This window comes from Nonomuraea marmarensis (genome assembly GCF_043197025.1).
In the GTDB taxonomy this organism is placed as follows: domain Bacteria; phylum Actinomycetota; class Actinomycetes; order Streptosporangiales; family Streptosporangiaceae; genus Nonomuraea; species Nonomuraea marmarensis.
Genome location: NZ_JBICRM010000002.1, coordinates 303,027 through 324,637 on the forward strand (window position 1 = coordinate 303,027; position 21,611 = coordinate 324,637).

Below are 21,611 nucleotides of genomic sequence, written 5' to 3' on the forward strand. Positions count from 1 at the left end.
CGAAACGGACTTCGGTGCGCACTCAGCCTGGCCAGACCGACCCCGCGTTGATCCGCAACTTCTGCATCATCGCGCATATCGACCATGGCAAGTCGACGCTTGCCGACCGGATGCTGCAGATCACCGGCGTGGTCGACGACCGCTCCATGCGTGCCCAATACCTCGACAGGATGGACATCGAGCGCGAGCGGGGCATCACGATCAAGTCGCAGGCCGTGCGGCTGCCGTGGGACGGCCACGTGCTCAACATGATCGACACCCCCGGGCACGTCGACTTCACCTACGAGGTGTCCAGGTCGCTGCAGGCGTGCGAGGGCGCGGTCCTGCTGGTCGACGCGGCCCAGGGCATCGAGGCGCAGACGCTGGCCAACCTCTACCTGGCCATGAACGCCGACCTGCACATCATCCCCGTCCTCAACAAGATCGACCTGCCGGCGGCACAGCCGGAGAAGTTCGCCGAGGAGCTGGCGGGGCTGATCGGCTGCGACCCGTCCGACGTGCTCAGGGTGTCGGGCAAGACCGGCGAGGGCGTGCGCGAACTGCTCGACCACGTGGTCCAGACGGTGCCCGCGCCGATCGGCGTCGCCGACGCGGCGGCCCGGGCGCTGATCTTCGACTCGGTCTACGACACCTATCGGGGCGTCGTCACCTACGTCCGTGTCATCGACGGTCACCTGGGCAAGCGCGAGCGCATCCTGATGATGTCCACGATGGCCACCCACGAGACGCTGGAGATCGGCGTCATCTCGCCCGAGCCCAAGATCGCCGAGCGCGGCCTGGGCGTCGGCGAGGTGGGCTACCTGATCACCGGCGTGAAAGACGTGCGCCAGTCGCGCGTGGGTGACACGGTCACCTCGGCGGTCAAGCCCGCGAGCAAGATGCTGGCCGGTTACGAGCATCCGAAGCCGATGGTGTTCTCGGGGCTCTACCCGATCGACGGCGACGAATACCCGGAGTTGCGCGAGGCACTGGACAAGCTGCAGCTCAACGACGCCGCGCTGGTCTACGAGCCGGAGACGTCGGCCGCGCTCGGGTTCGGGTTCCGGGTCGGGTTCCTCGGGCTGCTGCACATGGAGATCGTGCGGGAGCGGCTGGAGCGGGAGTTCGGGCTGTCGCTGATCTCCACGGCGCCCAACGTCGTCTACCGCGTGGTCATGGAGGACGGGAAGGAGCTCACGGTCACCAACCCGTCGGAGTTCCCCACGGGCGGGAAGATCGCGCAGGTCTTCGAGCCGGTGACGAAGTCGACGATCCTGGCGCCGGCCGAGTTCATCGGGGCGATCATGGAGATCTGCCAGGGGCGGCGCGGGCAGCTGCTCGGCATGGACTACCTGTCGGAAGACCGGGTCGAGATCCGTTACACGCTGCCGCTCGGCGAGATCATCTTCGACTTCTTCGACCAGCTCAAGTCGCGCACCCGCGGTTACGCCTCGCTCGACTACGAGCCCGCGGGGGAGCAGGAGGCCGACCTGGTCAAGGTCGACATCCTGCTGCAGGGGGAGGCGGTCGACGCGTTCAGCGCGATCGTGCACAAGGACAAGGCGTACGGCTACGGCGTCGAGATGGCGAAGAAGCTGCGCGAGCTGATCCCGCGGCAGCAGTTCGAGGTGCCGATCCAGGCCGCGATCGGGGCCAGGGTCATCGCCCGCGAGAACATCCGCGCCATCCGCAAGGACGTGCTGGCCAAGTGCTACGGCGGTGACATCTCCCGTAAGCGCAAGCTGCTGGAGAAGCAGAAGGAAGGCAAGAAGCGGATGAAGATGGTCGGGCGCGTGGAGGTGCCCCAGGAGGCCTTCGTCGCCGCGCTGTCCACCGACTCCAGCGTCGACAAGGCCAAGAAGTAGCCTGGAATGCATGGAAGTGGTGCAAACGGAGCGGCTGGTGCTCTCTCGGGTCACCGCCGACGATCTCATCTCCGTCCATGAGATCCACTCCGACCCGCGGACGAACGTGTACAACCCCGCGGGCCCCACTCCTGACGTCGAATCGAGCCGGGCCATGCTGGATCTCTGGCTGGCCGACTGGGCGGAGCGCGGGCTCGGCTACTGGGCGGCGCGGCTGGTGGGGGAGTCGCGCGTGATCGGCTTCGGCGGCCTGCGCCGCGCGGTCCTCGACGGCGACGAGGTGCTCAACCTCTACTACCGATTCCGCCCCTCGGCCTGGGGGCACGGCTACGCGCTGGAGCTGGTGGAGGCGGCGCTGCGGGTGGGCGAAGGGCTCGGGCCCGTCGTGGCGGTGATCCGTGACATCAACCTGCCGTCGCGCAGGGTGGCGGAAAAAGCGGGCATGCACAAGGACCGTACGATCCCGTACGGGGGCGTGCCGAGCGACGTCTACGTCGCCTGAGCGTTGTCACCCTGACGCGCGCTCACCACGTACCCCACCAGGACCAGCACCAGCCCATCGCGGCGTTTCTGTCGGTGCCGTCGTCTACCTTTCTGTTCCGAACACCAGTGCGACTGGAGGGTGACGTGACTGCTTCTGAGCGATTCGAGCGTGCCGCCGTGTTGGGGGTCGCTGTGGCTGAGGAGACTCGGCGGCTGCTGAGGCTTCACCTGACTGCGGGCGAGGAGGGGGAGGATGGCACGGTGCTCGTCGACGTGCCCTATCCCGACGCGGCCGTGGTGACGGCGCTGCTGGACGTGGCGGCCGAGTGCTTCGGGGAGCGCGGGGACTCGGTCGAGGAGACCAGGCAGGCGGCCCTGGAGACGTTGTTACAACTGGCCGGGTTCGATGCCGAGTCGCAGCTCAACTCGGGGTGAGCCGCTCAGTGGGGATGGGCTACGCCGTGGCGAAACGCGTACGTGACGGCCTGGGCCCGGTCGCGCAGGTGTGCCTTGGCGAAGAGGTTGTTGATGTGGGTCTTGACGGTGGCCTCCGTGATGTAGAGGCGGGTGGCGATCTCGGCGTTCGACAGGCCCCCGGCGATGAGCGCCAGCACCTCGCCCTCGCGCCGGGTCAGGCCGTCGGGAAGGTCACCCCTGTACACCTCTGGAGGCGTCGGGCGTTGGGTCGGGCGTGGTGACATCGTGTCCAGGAGGCGGCGTTGCACGGTGGGGTCGAGTTGGGCGTCGCCACGCACCACCGTGGCGACGGCTCTGGCGATGTCCTCGGCGTCCGCGTCCTTGGTGAGGAAGCCGCGCGCGCCCGCCCTCAGCGCGGCGAAGACGGACTCGTCGTCGGAATACGTCGTGAGCACCACGACGTGGGTGTCCGGGTACGCGGAGCGGATGCGCCCGGTGGCCTCCACGCCGTCCATGCGGGGCATGCGCAGATCCATCAGCACCACGTCCGGCCGCTGCTCCTCGACCAGCCGGAGCGCGGCCTCGCCGTCGCCCGCCGAGCCGACCACCTCGATCTCCGGCAGCAGGCCGAGCAGCAACACCAGGCCCTCACGCACCACGGACTGGTCGTCCACCACGATCACCCTGGTCATGAGGGCACCTTCAGGTGCACCAGGAAGCCGCCGTCGCGTTCGCCCGCCGACAGCGTGCCGCCCAGGAGTTCGGCGCGTTCGCGCATGCCCACGAGGCCGTACCCGCCCCCGGGCGAGCCCTTCTCGGCGGAGGCGGGGTTGGTGATGCGCAGGTCGCACCAGGCCGGATCACACTCGAGCTCGACCGTGGCCGGGCTGCCGGGGGCGTGCCGGCGTACGTTCGTGAGGGCCTCCTGGGCGGTGCGGACCAGGGCGAGCTCCGTTTCCGGTGCGAGCCGCTGCTCGGGGCCGGAGATGCGCAGCGTGCAGGCCTGGTGGGCGGCGCTCTCGAAGTCCTCCGCCAGCCTGCGCAGGGCCACGGGGAGCGCGGGCGGGTCCTCGCGCAGCGCAGACACCGCGCGCCTGGCCTCCTCCAGCCCCGACTTGGCCAGGTCGCGGGCGTGGGTGACCCGGTCGAGCGCCTCGGCCGACCGGTCCGCGCGGAGCAGCAGCTTGGCGCCCTCCAGGTGGACGAGCTGGGCGGACAGGGAGTGGGCGAGGATGTCGTGGATCTCCCTGGCGATCCTGGCTCGTTCGGCGAGCACGGCTTCTCGGGCCTCGGCTGCCCTGGTGGCCTTGCGCTGCTTCGCGGCATATGAGATCAGGAATATCAGGCAGTTGCCGAGGATGAGCGTGAGGTTCTGGGTCGGGTCGCCGGCGAGCACGCCCGCCATGAGCAGGCCCCCGATGGCCAGCAGCCCGACGGGCAACGACTGGCGCAGGGGGAAGCGGGTCACCACCAGGCTGACGCTGATGAGCAGCGCCCCGACCGCCGGGCCGCCGTGGGTCATCGTGCTGAGGGCGACGGAGAGGATCACGGCCAGGCCGAGGGCGATCAGCGCGACGGGCTGCGGCGCCTGCCGCGGCGACCGGAGCGACTTCCACCATGACACGCCGGGTGGTTCGTGCGCGTTCCGCAGCGACAGGAGCACGAGGGCGAGCATGGTGAGCGCCAGCGCGGCCGTCAAGAGGGTGACGGCCAGCGCGGTGCCGGTGAGGCCCGGCGCGGAGGTCGCACTCAGCGGCACCACGATCAGCAAGACGATCGCCCCCAACCGCAGCGCGGTGGGGACGATTCCGGACAGCGCACGCCTCACCCCACGACCGTATCCGGTCGCCTGTCCGTGCCGGCGAGCGCGCGACCCCGGCGGGCGACGAGATACGACTGGGCCCCGACGGTGAGGCCGACGAACAGCAGGATGCCGCCGGTGGAGGGGGTCAGGCCGAGGGCGTTCCCGGCGAAATACAGGCCGAGGCGGACCGCTATCGCGGCCAGCCAGGCCAGCAGGGTCCAGCCCGTGGCCTTCGACCAGGGGGCACCGGAGTCGTCCAGCCACAGGCGCACGGTCGACGCGCGCCACACGCCGAGCGCGACGGCGGCGACGGCCTCCACGAGAAGGATGATCACGCTGAGCGCGACGTGCCCGGGGTCGATGAGCCCGCCCGAGACGAGGCCGACGACGATCATGCCGCCGGCGATGTAGAAGATGGCCGTCCTGCCCGTGGGCCGGGCCTGCAACTGGCGGTAGATGACGAACGCGACGGCGAGGAGGACGAGAACGGAGATCTGGATGGTTTGCACGGGATTGACGGTAGGGAGGCGGGGGTCGTACCGGATCGGTCTGAGGGTTGAGGGCGGGGATCTCCACCCCAGGGTGGAGGCCCAGGTCAAAGGGAATTGGGTCGCTCGGAGAACGGACTGTCGGTTACCGTCCAGGTATGCGCATTCACTCGGTAAACGTGGGCAGGCCGGTCGAGGCTGAGTGGGCGGGGAAGATGGGGCGTACGGCGATCGACAAGCGGGTCGTCACGCATCGGGTGGAGGTGCTCGCCAACGGGCTGGCCGGTGATGAGCGGGCCGACAAGGAGCACCACGGGTCGCTCGACCACGCCGTCTACTCCTACGCCAGGGAGGACTACGACTGGTGGGAGGGCGAGCTCGGCAGGGAGCTGCGCGACGGGCGGTTCGGGGAGAACCTCACCACCTCCGGCCTCGACGTCAACGGCGCCCTGATCGGGGAGCGGTGGCGGGTGGGCAGCGCGGTGCTGGAGGTGAGCGGGCCTCGGGTGCCGTGCGTGGTGTTCCGCAACTGGATGGACGAGCCCGGGTGGGTCAAGCGGTTCACGGAGGCGGGGCGGCCGGGGGCGTACCTGAGGGTGGTGGAGCTCGGTGAGCTGGGCGTGGGGGACGAGGTCGAGCTCGTCTCCCGGCCTGAGGCGGGGGTGACGGTGGGCGACTGGTTCCGGGCCCGGCACGGGGACCGCGACGCGCTCGGCCGCATCCTGGCCGTTCCCGGGCATGACGATGAGTGGGATCGGATGGCTGAGCGGGTCCTGGGTGACCAGGCGGGGTGAGGTGGGTGGCCGGGCGGGCGGGTAGGAAGCGCGCGCCCGGCCAGGTCCTCAGCGCAGCACCGAGTACAGCGCCGAAGTCAGCGAGGCCCGGGCGTCGTCCTGGTCGATCGACCACATCATCGACCCGCCCAGCCCCTTGAGCCGGATGTACGCCGCCTTCTCCACCAGCATCGCCGGATCGTCATACGACCAGAACTCGTTCCCGTCGTACAGCCACAGGGCCCCGGTCCGCAGGTCCCGGTAGCGCTTGCCGGGCTTGGACACCAGGTCCTTGTAGTCCTCGGTCCCGGCGCCCCACTTGCCCGCAGCCGGTCCCGTGGCGGGCTGGTAGAGGCCGTTGCCGCCGGCCGAGACCCCGGTCCAGCCCTGGCCGTACGCGGGCACGCCGACCACGATCTTGCGCCCGGGCGCCCCCCGGGACAGGTAGTCGCGTACGGTCTGGTCCACGCTGTACTTCACCGGGTTGGGATCCCGCCGGTCGGTGAACAGGTTGCCGTTGTGGCCGGTCTGCGGCTCCCAGGTGCCGTGCAGGTCGTACCCCTGGATGGTGGCGAAGTCGAGCTTCTCGAACACCTTCCGCACCTCGAACCCGGCGTCGATCTTCGCCGCCGCGGCCGGCAGGAAGGCCGTGAGCTGCGCGGCCCCCGAGAACGCCTTGAGCTGCGACCGCAACTCCGCCACGAACAACGTGAAGTTCCGCTTGTCCTCGGGCCGGATGACGTTCCCCTCGGCGCCCGACGAGCCGGGCCACTCCCAGTCCAGGTCGATCCCGTCGAACACGCCGGCCCCGGCCCCCGCCTCGAGCCCCGGCAGATTGCCGCGCAACCACAGGTCGATGCACGAGCGCGCCAGCGCGGCCCGGGAGCCGTCGGTGAGGACGGCGTCGGAGAAGTACTTCGACCCGGTCCAGCCGCCCAGCGAGATCAGCACCTTGAGGCCGGGGTGCTTGGCCTTGAGCTTGCGTAGCTGGTTGAGGTTGCCATTCAGGGCCTGGCCCGGCGCGTCCGCGACCCCGTCCACGCTCTGCTCCGCGGGCACCGGCCGCTGCCAGTCCGCCCACGGGTCGGCCGAATAGCAAGCGCCTTCGGCGTTCACGAACCCGAACGCGTAGTTCAGGTGCGTGAGCTTGGCCGCGGCGCCCGTGGTATCCACGTCCTTGACGTGGTAGTTGCGCCCGTAGACGCCCCATTGGATGAAGTACGCGACCCGCTTGAAGCCGGTGTGGGCCTCGGCGGGCACGGAGACCGCCGTGAAGCCGAGTAAGAGCGAGAGTGTGATCAGGATCTTCTTCTTCACGGAGCGGCTCCCGGGAGGCGCACTTATAAGAAACTTTCCTATAAGTTAGACGCGATCGTAGAGCCGCCGTTCCCCACCGTCAACGATCCGCGCGACCTCTTCCGGACTCGACATCAGCGGTTGGATTGGAGCACCCTTGCGGGCCGGGCAAACTGGTAGGTGTGCCATCCACCCTGCCTGACGGCGATCCCGCGCCCACCTCGGGCGAGCTGCCCGACAGCGCCCTGAGGGGCCTCGGCGAGCGCCCGTTCGGCTTCTACGTGCACGTGCCGTTCTGCGTGACCCGCTGCGGCTACTGCGACTTCAACACCTACACCGCCGCCGAGCTGGGTCCCGGCGCTTCGCACCGGGACTACGCGGACACGGTCATCGAGGAGGTACGCCTCGCGCGCCGCGTCCTGGGCACCGCCGACCTGCCGGTGGAGACGGTGTTCTTCGGCGGCGGCACGCCCACCCTGCTGCCTCCCGAGGACCTGGCCAGAATCCTGGCCGCGATCGACTCCGAGTTCGGCCTGAGACCGGAGGCCGAGGTCACCACGGAGGCCAATCCGGAGTCGGTGGACCCCGCCTATCTGGACAAGCTCCGCCACGGCGGGTTCAACCGGGTCAGCTTCGGCATGCAGAGTGCGCGCGAGCACGTGCTCCAGGTGCTCGACCGCAGGCACACGCCGGGCCGGGCGGCGGCGGCCGTCCGCGAGGCGAAGGCGGCCGGGTTCGAGCACGTCAACCTGGACCTGATCTACAGCACGCCCGGTGAGTCCGACGACGACTGGCGGGCCTCGCTGGCCGCGGCGATCGAGGCCGGGCCCGACCACGTGTCGGCGTACTCGCTGATCGTCGAGGACGGCACCAGGCTGGCCGCCAGGATCAGGCGCGGCGAGTTGCCCATGCCCGACGACGACGTGGCCGCCGACCGCTACCAGATCGCCGACGAGATGCTGGCCGAGGCCGGGTTCCGCTGGTACGAGGTGTCCAACTGGGCCGGCTCCGACGACGCGCGCTGCCGCCACAACCTGCTCTACTGGACCGGCGGCGACTGGTGGGCGGCGGGCCCCGGCGCGCACAGCCACGTCGGCGGCACCCGCTGGTGGAACGTCAAACACCCGGCCGCCTACGCCCAGCGGCTGGCCACGGGCGCCTCGCCGGCCCACGCCCGGGAGGTGCTCTCCGATGACGACCGCGACGCCGAGCGGCTGATGCTGGAGCTGCGGCTGGCCTCCGGCTATCCGCTCGCCGACATGGCGCCCGCCGCGCGTACGTCCGTGGCGAGCGCTCTGACGCGCGGCCTGCTGGAGCCCGAGGCGTTCAGGTCGGGCCTGATGGTGCTCACCCGCAAGGGGCGCCTGCTGGCCGACGCCCTCATCAGGGATCTGCTGGTCTAGGTGATCAGGCGGATGGCGAACGGGTAGCGGTAGTTCTCGCCCTTGTTCGTGGCGATAGCGGCCTGGATGTGGAAGATCAGGGACAGGATCCAGACGACGGGCAGCAGCAGGATGCCGATGAAGACGATCACCAGGATGCCCGCCACGACGTAGCCGATGAACATCGTGATCTGGAAGTTGAGCGCCTCCGCGGCCTGGTCCCTGACGTAGGGGGACTCGTCCTTCTTCATCAGGTAGATGATCAGCGGGCCGAGCCAGGAGACCAGCAGGCCCAGGAGGTGCGACAACATGGCGAGCGTGGTGTCGTCGGTGCCGGGGCGGGGGCCGAAGCGGCCGGGGACGTACGGCTCGCCTGGGGCCGCGGCGTAGCCGTAGCCGGGCTGTTGCGGCGGGGGGCCGTAGCCGGGCGGTGGCGGTCCATAGCCGGGCTGTGACTGACCGTACGCGGGCGGCTGGCCGTATCCAGGCTGGCCGTATCCGGGCTGATCGTAACTGGGTGGTTGCTGCCCATAGCCGGGCTGGGAGCCGGGCTGTTGACCGTAGCCCGGCTGCGATCCGGGCTGCTGGCCGTAGCCGGGCCCGGAGGTGGGTTGCTGCCCGTAACCCGGCTGAGGGCCGGAGTCCTGACTCGGGGGGATGTCCGAAGGGGAGACGCGGCGTGTGCGGTCGTCGTCGGGCGGTGGGACGTCCGAAGGGGACACGAATCGCGTGCGGTCGTCGTCCTCGGGCGGTGGCTGGGGCTGGTCCTGACTCATGGTGCCTCCGTAACGAAGTCGATCAGTTCCTCGACCCGGCCGAGCAGCTCCGGCTCCAGGTCTGTGTAGGTCGAGACGGCGCCGAGGATCCGCCGCCAGGCGTCCGCGGGCTCCATGCGCCAGCCCAGGGCGGCGATCACGCCCTCCTTCCACGGCACCCCGCGCGGCACGTCGGGCCAGCCGGGGATACGCAGCACGGAAGGTTTGACGGCCTGCCAGATGTCGATGTACGGATGCCCGCCGACGAGCACGTCCGGCGAGGTGATCTCGGCGGCGATCCTGCTCTCCTTGGAACCGAGCACGAGATGGTCGACCAGCACACCCAGCCGGCGCCCCGGCTCGGGGGCGAACTCCGTCACGATGGCGGGCAGATCGTCCACGCCCTCCAGATATTCGACCACGACCCCCTCGACCCGCAGGTCATGGCCCCAGATCTTTTCCACGAGGGCGGCGTCGTGCACGCCCTCCACGTAGATCCGGCTCTCCCTGGCCACTCTCGCTCGCAGGCCCTCCACGGCGATCGAACCCGACGCGCTGCGCCGGGGTCCCGCGGGAGCCCCCGAGGGGCGTACCAGGGTCACGGGCTTGCCCTCCAGCAGGAACGCGGCCGGCGCGAGCGGGAACAGGCGGCGCCTGCCGAACCGGTCCTCCAGCGTGACGGCCTCCTTGTCGCAGGCCACCACCGCGCCGCAGAAGCCGCTGTCGGCGTCCTCGACGACGAGGTCCGGCTCGGCGGGCACTTTGGGGATCTTGCCCTTGCCCGGCCGCCGCCAATTTCCCGCAAGTACATCGCCCTCGTACACACGGGGACCGTAGCAAATCACCCGCTGACCGCAAGGCGCTTGCGGGAGCCGCTCCTGCGTACCAGGACCACGACGGTGCCGGCGATCGCGATGAGCAGCCCGGCGCCGGGAATCAGGAACAGCGCGGCCACCCCGCCGGCGATCCCGCCCGCGGCGGAGGTCAGCTCGCGGCCGACGCCGTAACGTACGGTGGCCTGCTCCTGGTTGGTGCAGGTCAGCTGGTAGTCGCCCTTGCCGGGCGCGTTGATCACGAGGATCTGCTCCCATACGGCGTTGCCGTCCGTTACCGTCTGAGTGCCGGTGGTCTTGGCGAGCCTGGCCTGGCCGGGGCCGCCGGAGATTGCGCACTCGTAGTTGACGGCCGTGTCGCTGGCGATGTAGATCGCCGGCTTGTTCGCCGGGTCGATGGGCACCGTGACGCTTTCGCCCGACGCGAACGTCCTGGTCGGCGCCAGCTCGGACACGGTGCTCACCAGGCCGGTGGCGAAGATGACCACACCGGCGACCGCGCACACGATGGCGATGCCCCAGACGAGGGCGATCCACCAGAGGCGCGGTTTGATGGCTTTCGAGTCGATTCGTGGAGGGAACTGGGGTGGCTGGCCGTATTGTCCGTACTGAGGCGGCGGGCCGTACTGAGGTCCGTACTGGGGCCCGTACTGCGGTGGCGGGCCATAACCGGACTGAGGGCCATAACCGGACTGAGGGCCGTAGCCGGGCTGTGAGCCAGGCTGAGGGCCGTATCCAGGCTGCGAGCCTGGTTGCGGGCCGTACCCGGGCTGGGGAGATTGTTGCTGGGGAGGTTGTGGTTGACCGTGGTAAGGACCCTGCCCTGGCGGCGGGCCGTACGACGGGGGCTGGGAATCGTCGGTCATGTGCGCAAGTGTGAGGCCTGTCGCTTGTAAGACGCTAGCAACAGGATGGCACCCGGTGTTATCGCACCTTGTGGGCGAGAGCCGTACACTTGGCACTCGGGAACACAGAGTGCTAGACGACTCGTTTCCCAGTAGGGACAGAGGCAGGAGGTGAGCACGTGCTCGACGATCGGAAGCTGGCGGTGCTCCGCGCCATCGTCGAAGACTACGTGTCCACCAACGAACCGGTGGGCTCCAAGGCGCTCGCCGAGCGTCACAACCTCAAGGTCTCCCCGGCCACGGTCAGAAACGACATGGCCGCGCTTGAGGAGGAGGGCTACATCACGCAGCCGCACACCAGCGCGGGCCGCGTGCCGACGGACAAGGGCTATCGCCTGTTCGTCGACCGGCTCTCGCAGGTCAAGCCGCTGTCGGGGGCCGAGCGCAGGGCGATCGAGACGTTCCTGGCCGGCGCGGTCGACCTCGATGACGTGGTGACCCGCACGGTCCGGCTGCTCGCGCAGCTGACCAGGCAGGTGGCGGTCGTGCAATACCCGACGCTGACGCGTTCGACGGTCAGGCACGTCGAGCTGGTGCCGCTCAACGACCGCCGGGTCATGCTCGTGCTGATCACCAACACCGGCCGCGTCGAGCAGCGCGTGATCGAGCTGCCCGAGGTGGTGGAGGACACCCGCATCGCCCACCTGCGCGCGGTGCTCAACGCCTGCCTCGACGGTTGCGGCCTGGGCAACGTGCCCGAGCTGGTCGCCGACCTGCCGGAGCGACTGCCCCTGGAAGACCGGCCCGTGGTGGCCACGATCCTGTCGGTGCTGCTCGAGACGCTGGTGGAGCGGCACGACGAGAAGATCGTCTTCGCCGGCGCGGCCAACCTCGCGGGCGCCGACTTCTCCACCGGCCTGCGCGACGTGCTCGAGGCGCTGGAGGAGCAGGTCGTCCTCATGCGGCTGCTCGGCGAGACTTCCACAGACACCCCGTCCGCGCTCACCGTGCGCATCGGCTCGGAAAACCCCTACCTGCGGGGCACATCCATCGTCGCGACCGGATACGGTTCTGGCGACAACCAACTGGCCCGGCTGGGCGTGCTGGGTCCCACCAGGATGGACTATCCCGTGACGATGGGCGCCGTACGCGCGGTGGCACGATACGTCAGCCAGATCCTGGCTGCATCTTAAGAGGTCGATAAGTGGCAAACAGCGACTACTACGCCACCCTCGGGGTGCGCCGTGACGCCAGTCAGGACGAGATCAAGAAGGCCTACCGCCGACTCGCCCGCGAGCTGCACCCCGACGTGAACCCCGATCCTGAGACCCAGGATCGGTTCAAAGAGATCACGCAGGCCTACGAGGTGCTGTCCGACCCGAACAAGCGCCAGATGTACGACCTGGGCGGCGACCCCTTCGGCGGCGCCGGAGCGGCGGCGGGCGCGGGCGGATTCGGCGCGGGCTTCCCGTTCAGCGACATCATGGACGCCTTCTTCGGCACGGCGGCCGGCACCCGGGGGCCGCGCACGCGTGCCCGCAGGGGCCGGAACGCCACCATCCGGGTCGAGCTCGACCTGCGCGAGACGGCGTTCGGCACCACCCGCGAGCTGGTCGTCGACACGGCCGTGCTCTGCGAGGTCTGCCACGGGGCGGGCGCCGCGCCGGGCACGCATCCCGACACGTGTGACATGTGCAACGGGCGTGGCGAGATCTCCCAGGTCACCCGCTCGTTCCTGGGCCAGGTCATGACCTCGCGGCCATGCCCGCAGTGCGGCGGGTTCGGCAGCATCATCCGCCACCCGTGCCAGGAGTGCTCCGGCGACGGCCGCGTGCGGACCCGCCGTACGATCAAGGTCCGCATCCCCGCGGGCGTCGAGGACGGCACCCACATCCAGCTCGCCGGCGAGGGCGAGGTCGGCCCCGGCGGCGGCCCGCCCGGAGACCTCTTCCTGGAGATCGTCGAGCGGCCCCACGAGATCTTCGAACGGCGCGGCGACGACCTCCACTGCACCGTCCAGCTCCCGATGACGGCCGCCGCGCTCGGCACCATCCTGGCGGTGGAGACGCTCGACGGCACCGAGGAGGTCGACGTCCGCCCCGGCACCCAGTCCGGCCAGGTCATCACCATGTACGGGCGAGGCGTGCAGCGGCTCAACGAGTCCGGCAGGGGCGACCTGCTGATCCACGTCAACGTCGAGACCCCGACCCGCCTCGACGCAGCGCAGGAGGAGCTGCTGCGCGAGTTGTCGAAGCAGCGGGGTGAGGAGCGCCCGCCCGGCAAGTTCGCACCGGGGCAACAGGGTTTTTTCTCCCGCCTGCGTGACGCCTTCAACGGAAGGTGACGTGACCGTACCGGTGTTCCTGGCCCAGGAGCTGGCCGGGCCGGAGCTGACGCTCGACGGCCCGGAGGGGCGGCACGCGGCCTCCGTACGCCGCCTGCGGGCCGGCGAGCGGGTCGATCTGACCGACGGAGCCGGCACGGTCGCCGAATGCGTCGTACGCGAGGTGCTGAAGGACGCGCTCAAGCTGGACGTGCTGGGCCGCTACGCGGTCGAGCCGCCCAAGCCGCGGCTGGTCGTCGTCCAGGGGTTGCCCAAGGGCGACAGGGGCGAGCTGGCGGTCGAGATGATGACCGAGGCCGGCGTCGACGTGATCGTGCCCTGGGCGGCCGCGCGCAGCATCACGCAGTGGAAGGGCGACAAGGTCGCCAAGGCGCTGGGCCGGTGGCGGTCCACGGCTCGTGAGGCGGGTAAGCAGGCCCGCAGGTTCCATTTCCCCGAGGTGACCGAGCCCGCCTCCACCGCGCGGGTCGAGGAGCTGCTGGCGGGCGCGGCGCAGGGGCTGGTGCTGCACGAGGAGGCGGCCGAGCCGCTGTCCGGCGTGCCGCTGCCGCCGGGGGGCGACATCGTGGTGGTCGTGGGGCCGGAGGGGGGCGTCTCGGAGGAGGAGCTCGCCAGGTTCAGGACGGCGAAGGCGGTGCCCGTGTTGCTGGGGTCCACAGTGCTGCGTACGTCCACGGCGGGGGTGGCGGCGGCCTCTGTGCTGCTCACCCGTACCGGACGCTGGTAGCGCCCTTTCAGGGCGTCGTGTGGGTGGCGTCGACCAGCGGGCTGGCCCCGTTGGCGGTGGGCCCGTCGGTCACGTCGTCGGGCGGGCACTGGTCGAGCGGACACGCGGAAGGCTGCACGGTCGTCTCGATGACCGAGGGTGAGGGCGAGGCCATGGGACAGTCCTCGGGCGGGTCGAGCTCTTCGACCTCGGGCGACGGGCACTCGGTGCTCGTGGCGCTGGGGGACGGCGACGGCCTCGTGGTCGAGTCCGCCTTCTTCGACGGCTTCGACGTCGGAGTCTTCGAGACGACGGGGGGGATCACGACGCGGGGCTGTTCGGTCGGTTCGGCGGGCGGGGGCTGCTGGGAGCGGGTGGTGGAGGAGTTGGACGGGACCTCGGAGGTCGTCTCGTCCTTGACGGGGTAGGCGCGCTCGTTGGTGATCTGTGAGCGCAGCTGGGGAACGGCCATCACGATCGTTCCCGCCACCAGCAAGGCACTGGCGGCGGCCGCGCCCGCACGCCACCAGAACAGGTTGCGAACGCCGCGCCGCTCGATGCGGGCGCGGATGATCTCCAGTCCTTCCGGCGAGGGCACGACCGCGTCCGCCTCCGCGCGGAGCGCACGGCGCAGCAGGTCGCCGTACTCGTCGGGGGGCTGGGTCATGACATTTTCTCCAGGACGGATCGCAAGGCGGCCATGCCACGTGCCGTGTGACTCTTGACCGCGCCCTTGCTGATGCCCATGGCGTGGGCGATCTCAGCCTCGGACAGATCACCGTAGTAACGCAGAACCAGTGCTTCTCTCTGTCGGGTCGGCAGGGCACGTAACGCCTCGATGACGGCGGAGCGTTCCAGCTCGCCGATCGCGCCGTTCTCGGCGCTCGGGGCATCAGGCAGGCCCTTAGGAGCGTACTTCTCGACGACCGCGCGGTGACGCAGCACGGAACGGGACCGGTTGACGACAGATTGACGGAGGTAGGCGAGTGCTTTGTCGGGGTCACGCAGCCTACGCCAGGCACCATGGATGGCGACGAACGCATCCTGCACGACTTCCTCAGCTGTTGCCGTATCGCGCACCAGCAACACAGCGAGACGCACCAATGACCGAAAGTGCGCGCTATAGAGCGCTGTCACGGCCACGTCGGCATCCCACCCGACCGGCACCGCCCCCATCGACCTGTCGGCCAGAAGGGTTTCGGTGGTCACATCAGTGGGACGCGCGGCCTTCCCAGAGGGTTTACGCTCTTCCGGTTCTTGAGGTTTCCCCGGTTCCTTAGGGTGCATTACCCAGTCGTGTCCTCGCCAGGTGGCGCTCGCCCGACCCTGAATCGTCTGTTTTTTTGCTGAAGTGTCGCACACTCACCCTAACCGCGTGGATCTTCCTGCGCACGACACAGAGGATTACCGATTCGCAACGGAGTGCCCAAGTAGCCACGGTCGATAGGGTTGCGTTTGTGAGCGACTGCCTCTTCTGCAAAATCGTGGCCAAGGAAATCCCGGCGGAGATCGTCTACGAGACCGACAGGGCGCTGGCGTTCCGCGACACCAACCCGCAGGCCCCCACGCACGTGCTGGTCATCCCCAGGGAGCACCACGCCGACGCGGCCGCGCTGGCCCAGGCCGACGACGGGCTCGCCGACGACGTGCTGAAGGCCGCCCACGCGGTGGCCGTGCAGGAGGGGGTGGCCGACGGCGGCTATCGGGTGGTCTTCAACACCGGCCTCGGCGCCGGTCAGACCGTCTTCCACGTGCACGCCCACGTCCTGGGCGGGCGCGCCCTCACCTGGCCGCCCGGATAGCCCGGACGCCGCTGATCCGGTGGCGGTGATATTGGCGCGAGCAATCAGCCTGGTCCCGGCTACGATGGGCGGAGAAGTACACCGAAAGAGACCGGGAGGCATCAGGCCGCTGGCCTGCCCATGTCCGAACTACACGAATCCCGACGCACAGCACCTCCCTCGCGCACTCAAGCCAAGGTGCTGATACCGGACGAATACCCGATGGTCAGCCTCCTGGGCTCCCGCGACGAGCTGCTCCGCGTCATCGAGGGCGCCTTCAGGGCCGACATCCACGTACGTGGCAACGAGATCACCGTCACCGGCTCCCCCGACGAGAGCGGCACCGTGGTGCGGCTGTTCGAGGAGCTGGTCGAGGTGCTGCGCAGCGGTGGCGAGCTCACCCCCGACGCGGTCGAGCGCAGCATCGCCATGCTGCGCATGACCTCCGACCGCCCCGCCGAGGTGCTCTCCCTCGACATCCTCTCCTCGCGCGGGCGCACGATCAGGCCGAAGACGGTCAACCAGAAGCGCTACGTCGACGCGATCGACAAGCACACGATCGTGTTCGCCATCGGCCCCGCGGGCACCGGCAAGACCTATCTCGCGATGGCCAAGGCCGTGCGCGCGCTGCAGGAGAAGCGGGTCAACCGGATCATCCTGACCCGCCCGGCCGTCGAGGCGGGGGAGCGGCTGGGCTTCCTGCCCGGCACCCTCTACGAGAAGATCGACCCCTACCTGCGGCCGCTCTACGACGCGCTGCACGACATGATCGACCCCGACTCCATCCCCAAGCTGATGGCCGCGGGCACGATCGAGGTCGCGCCGCTCGCGTACATGCGGGGTAGAGCAATGCCGCTTGGCACAGGCGTGCTTACCCCGGACGGCTTCCGCTCAATCGGGGAACTGGAGATCGGTGACCTCGTCATCGGGTCGAACGGTGAGCCGACTCCCGTGCTGGGCGTCTATCCGCAGGGGGAGAAGAAGATCTATCGGCTCTACAGCCAGGACGGTGCTTCGGTGCTCGCCTCCGAAGACCACCTCTGGGCGGTCCGCACGCGCGATGACGGCGATCGAGGAAAGCCGTGGCGGGTGCTGGAGACGAAGGAGATGATCGGCGACCTGCGGACGGCTCATTACCGGAAGTGGGAGTTGCCACTGCTGAGTGCGCCGGTCCGCTTCCCCGAGCGCGACGTTCCCATGGACCCCTACGCGCTTGGCCTGCTCCTGGGAGACGGATGCGTCACCGGGACGACGACCCCGAGTTTCGCCACGAACGACCAGGAACTCGTTGAGGCGCTCGAGCGTGCTCTCCCCGGCGTGCAGGCGAGGCCGAAGGGCGGGCCGGACTACGTGCTCAATCGGGTGAGGCAGCCCGGAGACAGCGTGACGGTCGCCAATCCGATCACCCACGTCATGCGCCGGCTGGACCTGTCGGGCTGCGGATCGCACACAAAGTTTGTCCCTGAGGTCTATCTCCGTAACACGCCGGAGATCAGGATGGCGGTTCTTCAGGGGCTGCTCGACGCTGACGGAGGTCCTGTCACCCAGGAAGGCCGCACGTGCAGGATCCAGTTCACCACCGTATCCCCGCGCCTTCGTGACGACGTCGTCTTCCTCGTCCAGTCCCTCGGGGGCGTGGTCTATTGGCGCACCCGCCCCGCGGCAGAGCACAAGCCGGGACTGGCGAGAGGGAGGCAGGTTCACCACCGCCACGATGCGTACATCCTCGACATCCGGCTTCCGGAGGGCATCGAGCCCTTCCGGTTGTCTCGGAAGGCGGAGAGCTACAAGGCGTCCGGAGGCGGCCGTCCCATGCGCTTCGTTGACCGCATCGAGCCGCGCGGTACGGCGGAATGCGTGTGCATCCAGGTGGCAGCAGAGGATTCGCTCTACGTCACCGAGGACTTCCTGCTCACTCACAACACCCTCAACGACGCGTTCATCATCCTCGACGAGGCGCAGAACTCCTCGGCCGAGCAGATGAAGATGTTCCTCACCAGGCTCGGGTTCAACTCCAAGATCGTGGTGACCGGTGACGTGACGCAGGTCGACCTGCCCTCGGGCACGGTGAGCGGGCTACGGGTCGTCCAGGAGATCCTCGACGGCATCGCCGACATCCACTTCTCGCGCCTGTCCAGCGCCGACGTGGTCCGTCACAAGCTGGTGAGCGACATCGTCGACGCCTACGGGCGCTACGACGCGCTGCAGGAGCCCAAGCGCCTGCAGCAGCAGCGGGGGAAGCGGCGGGTGAGCGATGATGAGCGCTGAGCGCCACGGCCGGCCCCCCTTCAGACGGGGTGAGCGATCGTGAGCATTGAGATCAACAACGAGTCCGGTGCCGGGGTTGACGAGGAGGATCTCGGCGCGCTGGCTGCCCATGTGCTCGGTGAGATGGGGATCAACCCGCTGGCCGAGTTGTCCATCGTGGTAGTCGACGAGGACGCCATGGCCGAGTTGCACGAGAAGTGGATGGGCGAGCCCGGCCCGACCGACGTGCTGGCGTTCCCGATGGACGAGCTGCGTCCGGGCGGCGGCGCGCGTGGCGACTCCGAGAGTCCGGCCGACCCGGCGCTGCTCGGCGACGTCGTGCTCTGCCCGCAGGTGGCCGCCAGGCAGGCGAAGGAGGCGGGGCACAGCACCACGGACGAGCTGGAGCTGCTGTGCACCCACGGCATCCTCCACCTGCTCGGCTACGACCACGCCGAGCCTGAGGAGCACAAGGAGATGTTCGGTCTGCAGGCTCGGCTCCTGGAGTCGTGGCAGGGGGTGCGCGACCCGCGGTGAACGCCTGGTTGCTGTTGGCCGTCGCCCTCGTGATCGTCGGTGGCCTGATCGCCGGCGCGGAGACGGCGCTGACGCGCATCTCCAGGGTGCGGGCCGAGGAATACGTGCGCGAGGCCAGGCGGGGCGCGGTGCGGCTGCAGGCCATCGTGACCGACCCGCCGCACTACCTCAACCTGCTGCTGCTGCTCAGGCTGAGCTGTGAGCTGGTCGCCACGGTCATCGCGACGCTGCTGTTCATCGATCTCCTGAACGACCAGGGCTGGGCCTACGTCTGGGCCGCCGTCGTGATGATCGTGACCAGCTACGTGGTGGTCGGCGTCATGCCGCGGACGCTGGGCCGCCAGCACGCCGAGCCGGTCGCGCTGGCCAGCGCCCCCATCGTGTACGGCCTGACGCGCATCTTCGGCCCCCTGCCCAGGCTGCTCATCCTGCTCGGCAACGCCCTGACCCCGGGCAAGGGGTTCCGCGACGGCCCGTTCACCTCGGAGGCCGAGCTGCGTGACCTGGTCGACCTGGCCGAGGAGCGCAGGGTGATCGAGCCCGACGAGCGCGAGATGATCCATTCGGTCTTCGAACTGGGCGACACGCTGGTGCGCGAGGTGATGGTGCCGCGCACCGACATGGTCTACATCGAGCGCGGCAAGAGCATCAGCCAGGCCCTGTCGCTGGCGCTGCGCAGCGGGTTCTCCCGCATCCCGGTCGTGGGCGAGAACGAGGACGACGTCATCGGCATCGCCTACCTCAAGGACATCGCCCGCAAGATCCACGAGTCCGGCGAGGGCGGCGGCAAGGAGCCGGTCGAGTCGATCATGCGTTCGGCCACGTACGTGCCCGAGAGCAAGCCCATCGACCAGCTCATGCGCGAGATGCAGGCCCGCCAGATCCACATGGCCATCGTCATCGACGAGTACGGCGGCACCGCCGGCCTGGTCACGATCGAGGACGTGCTGGAGGAGATCGTCGGCGAGATCACCGACGAATACGACCAGGAGGCGCCCCGGGTCGAGCCCATGCCCGGCGGTGCTCTCCGGGTGACGGCCCGGATGCCGGTCGACGAGCTGGCCGAGCTGTTCGACACCGAGATCGAGGTGGACGACGTGGAGACCGTGGGCGGGCTGCTCGCCCATGCGCTCGGGCGGGTGCCGATCGCCGGGTCGCAGGCGGAGGTGGCCGGGCTCGCGCTCACCGCCGAGAGCCTCGCGGGCCGCCGCAACCGCATCAGCACCGTGGTCGTGCGCCGGGTCTCGCCTCCGGAGGACGAGGTCGTACAGGCCGCTGCCGAACGCGACTAGCTGCGGACATATGCCGGCGAATGCCGCAAGTGTTCTACAAGTCGTCTGCAACCACGGCCCGGCACTCTCATAACACGACATCCAGTGCGGTGGGTGTCACAAAGGGAGCGTCCGAACGCCGGGTGGGGTTCGCGGCGGGAGGATGCTCCTGGGGGGACGACAGCGTCACGGCCGGCTGGGCCGGCTGGGACGCGAGTCGGCGTAAAGGGTGTTCTCGTCCGGAAAGCCGGATGGGGGCACCCTTTTTGCGTATTGGTGGAAACTCCGGTGGATTGCCGCATTCGTCGGTGGGGGACGTTGCGTTCCAGGGGGGATCATGAATCGCGAGATCATCGCCTGCGGGCTGCTGGCCTGCGCCCTGGCGGGATGCGGGGGCGGGGGAGCGGAGAGCGTCCTCGACCCGCGCGCCATGGCGCAGTTGCGCGAGGTGCTGAACAGGGAGCCGCAGTTGCCGGACGGCTTCACGGTCAGGCCGGAGCAGGCGTGGCGGGTGCCGTTCGGGCAGGCGGACCGGAACTGCCGGGCCGCGCTCGACCCCGCGGGTGGGCACGCGCCCGGGCAGGCGCTGACCGCACAGGCGGCGGTCAGCTACCCCGGCGAAGGGCTGGGGGAGCAGGCCGGGGTGGGGCTGGCGCGGTACGCGGGCGGGGAGGCCGAGGAGCGCCTCGACGACCTGGCCGAGGCGCTGCAGTCGTGCCGGGCGGTCCGCGTCTCCGGCGGCACCAACCTGCGGGTGCAGGACCTGGAGGTCGAGGACGCCGGTGACGAGGCCGTGGGCGCGCGGCTGCGCGGGCGGCTGAACGGCTACCCGTACGCGCTGGACGTCGTGTTGTCGCGGGTGGGCGACACCCTGGTGTCCGTGGTGCACACGGGCGTCGACGACGTGGACGCCGGCCGTACCGCCAAGGTGGTCGAGGCGGTCATCTCCATGGCCGCCGCCTGAGACGGATCCGTCCTGGCTAACCTGGGTTGCGTGACTCTCGATCCTGAAGACAGCAAGATCATCACTCTGGCCCGGGCCGCCAGGGCGCGCAACGGCTCCGCGGAAGGGGCCGCCGTACGGGATGAGACCGGCCGTACGTACTCGGCGACGAACGTGTCGCTGGCCGCGCTGACGTTGTCGGCGGTGCAGGTGGCGGCGGCCATGGCGATCTCCAGCGGTGCGCGGTCCCTGGAGGCCGTCGCGCTGGTCAGCGAGGGCGGGCCGAGCGCCGCCGACGAGGCCGTGGCCGCGGAGCTGGGCGTCAAGTCGCTGCTCGTGGCCGGTCCCGACGGCACGTTGAGGAGCTGACATGCCCATGTCGCCGTTTCTGGCGAGGTTGCGGGACAAGGTCGGCTCTGAGCTGCTCATGTTGCCGTCGGCCTCGGGGTTCGTGTTCGACGAGGCCGGCCGGGTGCTGATGGCGCGGCACGGCGACGTGGGACTCTGGGCGGCGCCGGGCGGCGGCATCGACCCCGACGAGCGCCCCGAGGACGCCGTGGTCAGGGAGCTGCGGGAGGAGCTCGGCATCGAGATCGAGGTACGCGGCCTGATCGGTGTCTACGGCGGCCCGGAGTTCCGCACCCTCTACCCGAACGGCCACCAGGTCGGCTACGTCATCGCCGTCTACGGCTGCGCGATCGTCTCGGGCGATCCCGAGCCCGACGGCGTGGAGATCAACGACTTCCGGTGGGTGCCGGAGCAGGAGCTACCCGGGCTGCACACGACCCCGTGGACGCCGCTGGTGGCGCCCACGGCGTTCGCCTGGTGGCGTGACCAGGCCGGTTGATGGGACACAATGCAC

The 21,611-nt window shown here is 69.6% G+C and carries 23 protein-coding genes and 3 pseudogenes; 17 read left to right on the top strand and 9 right to left on the bottom strand.

Translation table 11 applies throughout. The features are described 5' to 3' along the window. Positions 1-14: 14 nt before the first annotated feature. The 3 genes from lepA to ACFLIM_RS04400 all read left to right on the top strand — a co-directional run bounded on the left by lepA (position 15) and on the right by ACFLIM_RS04400 (position 2,762). Positions 15-1,844 carry a translation elongation factor 4 gene (gene lepA / locus ACFLIM_RS04390; protein WP_393162121.1) on the top strand — a complete coding sequence of 610 codons (1,830 nt, stop codon included), beginning with the start codon at positions 15-17 and terminating at the stop codon, positions 1,842-1,844. A 10-nt stretch (positions 1,845-1,854) separates the two neighbouring features. Continuing rightward, on the top strand, positions 1,855-2,346 hold the full coding sequence (locus ACFLIM_RS04395; protein ID WP_393162123.1) for a GNAT family N-acetyltransferase: 492 nt from the start codon (positions 1,855-1,857) through the stop codon (positions 2,344-2,346). Positions 2,347-2,519: 173 nt separating this feature from the next. Then, a complete protein-coding gene (locus tag ACFLIM_RS04400) occupies positions 2,520-2,762 on the top strand; it encodes a hypothetical protein (protein WP_393162125.1) in 243 nt (80 codons plus the stop codon). Positions 2,763-2,767: 5 nt separating this feature from the next. On the opposite strand, the gene ACFLIM_RS04405 is transcribed toward ACFLIM_RS04400, so the two are convergent. Genes ACFLIM_RS04405 through ACFLIM_RS04415 form a run of 3 tightly spaced genes read right to left on the bottom strand, consistent with a single transcriptional unit; the run spans position 2,768 to position 5,057 of the window. Further along, the gene (locus ACFLIM_RS04405) at positions 2,768-3,436 is read right to left on the bottom strand and encodes a response regulator (RefSeq protein WP_393162127.1); all 669 of its coding nucleotides are present in this window, start codon (positions 3,434-3,436) and stop codon (positions 2,768-2,770) included. Beyond that, complete coding sequence (locus ACFLIM_RS04410) at positions 3,433-4,572, bottom strand: sensor histidine kinase (protein WP_393162129.1); 1,140 nt, start codon at positions 4,570-4,572, stop codon at positions 3,433-3,435. Before ACFLIM_RS04410 ends, ACFLIM_RS04405 begins: the two co-directional genes overlap by 4 nt. Continuing rightward, a complete protein-coding gene (locus ACFLIM_RS04415; protein WP_393162131.1) occupies positions 4,569-5,057 on the bottom strand; it encodes a hypothetical protein in 489 nt (162 codons plus the stop codon). The genes ACFLIM_RS04410 and ACFLIM_RS04415 overlap by 4 nt, the downstream gene beginning before the upstream one ends. A 137-nt stretch (positions 5,058-5,194) precedes the next feature. Here ACFLIM_RS04415 and ACFLIM_RS04420 point away from each other — a divergent pair, with 137 nt between their 5' ends. Beyond that, positions 5,195-5,830 carry an MOSC domain-containing protein gene (locus ACFLIM_RS04420; RefSeq protein WP_393162133.1) on the top strand — a complete coding sequence of 212 codons (636 nt, stop codon included), beginning with the start codon at positions 5,195-5,197 and terminating at the stop codon, positions 5,828-5,830. Between the two features lie 48 nt (positions 5,831-5,878). On the opposite strand, the gene ACFLIM_RS04425 is transcribed toward ACFLIM_RS04420, so the two are convergent. Then, positions 5,879-7,126, bottom strand: a complete 1,248-nt coding sequence (locus tag ACFLIM_RS04425; protein WP_393162135.1) for a glycoside hydrolase family 18 protein — start codon at positions 7,124-7,126, stop codon at positions 5,879-5,881. Between the two features lie 161 nt (positions 7,127-7,287). Between ACFLIM_RS04425 and hemW the strand changes: the two genes are divergently transcribed. Further along, on the top strand, positions 7,288-8,508 hold the full coding sequence (gene hemW, locus ACFLIM_RS04430) for a radical SAM family heme chaperone HemW (RefSeq protein WP_393162137.1): 1,221 nt from the start codon (positions 7,288-7,290) through the stop codon (positions 8,506-8,508). Here hemW and ACFLIM_RS04435 read toward each other — a convergent pair. Genes ACFLIM_RS04435 through ACFLIM_RS04445 form a run of 3 tightly spaced genes read right to left on the bottom strand, consistent with a single transcriptional unit; the run spans position 8,505 to position 10,581 of the window. Further along, complete coding sequence (locus ACFLIM_RS04435; RefSeq protein WP_393162139.1) at positions 8,505-9,263, bottom strand: DUF4870 domain-containing protein; 759 nt, start codon at positions 9,261-9,263, stop codon at positions 8,505-8,507. The genes hemW and ACFLIM_RS04435 overlap by 4 nt on opposite strands. Continuing rightward, positions 9,260-10,066: a DUF3097 domain-containing protein gene (locus ACFLIM_RS04440; protein ID WP_393162141.1), complete on the bottom strand. Its 807-nt coding sequence runs from the start codon at positions 10,064-10,066 to the stop codon at positions 9,260-9,262. The genes ACFLIM_RS04435 and ACFLIM_RS04440 overlap by 4 nt, the downstream gene beginning before the upstream one ends. A gap of 17 nt (positions 10,067-10,083) precedes the next feature. Next, positions 10,084-10,581 (bottom strand): hypothetical protein, encoded by a 498-nt coding sequence (locus tag ACFLIM_RS04445; RefSeq protein ID WP_393162142.1) that lies wholly within the window; start codon positions 10,579-10,581, stop codon positions 10,084-10,086. 518 nt (positions 10,582-11,099) lie between these two features. Between ACFLIM_RS04445 and hrcA the strand changes: the two genes are divergently transcribed. The 3 genes from hrcA to ACFLIM_RS04460 are packed head-to-tail and all read left to right on the top strand — an operon-like array spanning position 11,100 to position 13,991. Then, a complete protein-coding gene (gene hrcA / locus ACFLIM_RS04450; protein ID WP_393162144.1) occupies positions 11,100-12,113 on the top strand; it encodes a heat-inducible transcriptional repressor HrcA in 1,014 nt (337 codons plus the stop codon). Positions 12,114-12,124: 11 nt separating this feature from the next. After that, positions 12,125-13,264, top strand: coding sequence for a molecular chaperone DnaJ (gene dnaJ / locus ACFLIM_RS04455; RefSeq protein ID WP_393162146.1), 1,140 nt, complete (start codon positions 12,125-12,127; stop codon positions 13,262-13,264). Between the two features lies 1 nt (position 13,265). Further along, on the top strand, positions 13,266-13,991 hold the full coding sequence (locus ACFLIM_RS04460) for a 16S rRNA (uracil(1498)-N(3))-methyltransferase (protein ID WP_393162148.1): 726 nt from the start codon (positions 13,266-13,268) through the stop codon (positions 13,989-13,991). Positions 13,992-13,998: 7 nt separating this feature from the next. On the opposite strand, the gene ACFLIM_RS04465 is transcribed toward ACFLIM_RS04460, so the two are convergent. Beyond that, positions 13,999-14,637: a hypothetical protein gene (locus ACFLIM_RS04465; protein ID WP_393162150.1), complete on the bottom strand. Its 639-nt coding sequence runs from the start codon at positions 14,635-14,637 to the stop codon at positions 13,999-14,001. Beyond that, complete coding sequence (locus tag ACFLIM_RS04470) at positions 14,634-15,146, bottom strand: SigE family RNA polymerase sigma factor (protein ID WP_393162520.1); 513 nt, start codon at positions 15,144-15,146, stop codon at positions 14,634-14,636. The genes ACFLIM_RS04465 and ACFLIM_RS04470 overlap by 4 nt, the downstream gene beginning before the upstream one ends. A 281-nt stretch (positions 15,147-15,427) precedes the next feature. On the opposite strand from ACFLIM_RS04470, the gene ACFLIM_RS04475 reads away from it, so the two are divergent. The 9 genes and pseudogenes from ACFLIM_RS04475 to ACFLIM_RS04515 all read left to right on the top strand — a co-directional run bounded on the left by ACFLIM_RS04475 (position 15,428) and on the right by ACFLIM_RS04515 (position 21,596). After that, positions 15,428-15,772 carry a histidine triad nucleotide-binding protein gene (locus ACFLIM_RS04475; protein WP_393162152.1) on the top strand — a complete coding sequence of 115 codons (345 nt, stop codon included), beginning with the start codon at positions 15,428-15,430 and terminating at the stop codon, positions 15,770-15,772. A 201-nt stretch (positions 15,773-15,973) separates the two neighbouring features. Beyond that, positions 15,974-16,603, top strand: a pseudogene (locus ACFLIM_RS04480) (PhoH family protein); the annotation flags it as partial. Positions 16,604-17,248: 645 nt separating this feature from the next. Next, positions 17,249-17,395: pseudogene (locus ACFLIM_RS04485) on the top strand (LAGLIDADG family homing endonuclease); the annotation flags it as partial. 279 nt (positions 17,396-17,674) lie between these two features. After that, positions 17,675-18,019: pseudogene (locus ACFLIM_RS04490) on the top strand (PhoH family protein); the annotation flags it as partial. A gap of 39 nt (positions 18,020-18,058) precedes the next feature. Beyond that, positions 18,059-18,535, top strand: coding sequence for an rRNA maturation RNase YbeY (gene ybeY / locus ACFLIM_RS04495; protein ID WP_393162153.1), 477 nt, complete (start codon positions 18,059-18,061; stop codon positions 18,533-18,535). Continuing rightward, positions 18,532-19,827 (top strand): hemolysin family protein, encoded by a 1,296-nt coding sequence (locus ACFLIM_RS04500; protein WP_393162155.1) that lies wholly within the window; start codon positions 18,532-18,534, stop codon positions 19,825-19,827. The genes ybeY and ACFLIM_RS04500 overlap by 4 nt, the downstream gene beginning before the upstream one ends. A 316-nt stretch (positions 19,828-20,143) precedes the next feature. Continuing rightward, positions 20,144-20,770 (top strand): hypothetical protein, encoded by a 627-nt coding sequence (locus ACFLIM_RS04505; RefSeq protein ID WP_393162157.1) that lies wholly within the window; start codon positions 20,144-20,146, stop codon positions 20,768-20,770. Positions 20,771-20,800: 30 nt separating this feature from the next. Further along, a complete protein-coding gene (locus ACFLIM_RS04510; protein WP_393162159.1) occupies positions 20,801-21,118 on the top strand; it encodes a cytidine deaminase in 318 nt (105 codons plus the stop codon). A 1-nt stretch (position 21,119) separates the two neighbouring features. Further along, on the top strand, positions 21,120-21,596 hold the full coding sequence (locus ACFLIM_RS04515; RefSeq protein ID WP_393162161.1) for an NUDIX domain-containing protein: 477 nt from the start codon (positions 21,120-21,122) through the stop codon (positions 21,594-21,596). Positions 21,597-21,611 lie beyond the last annotated feature (15 nt).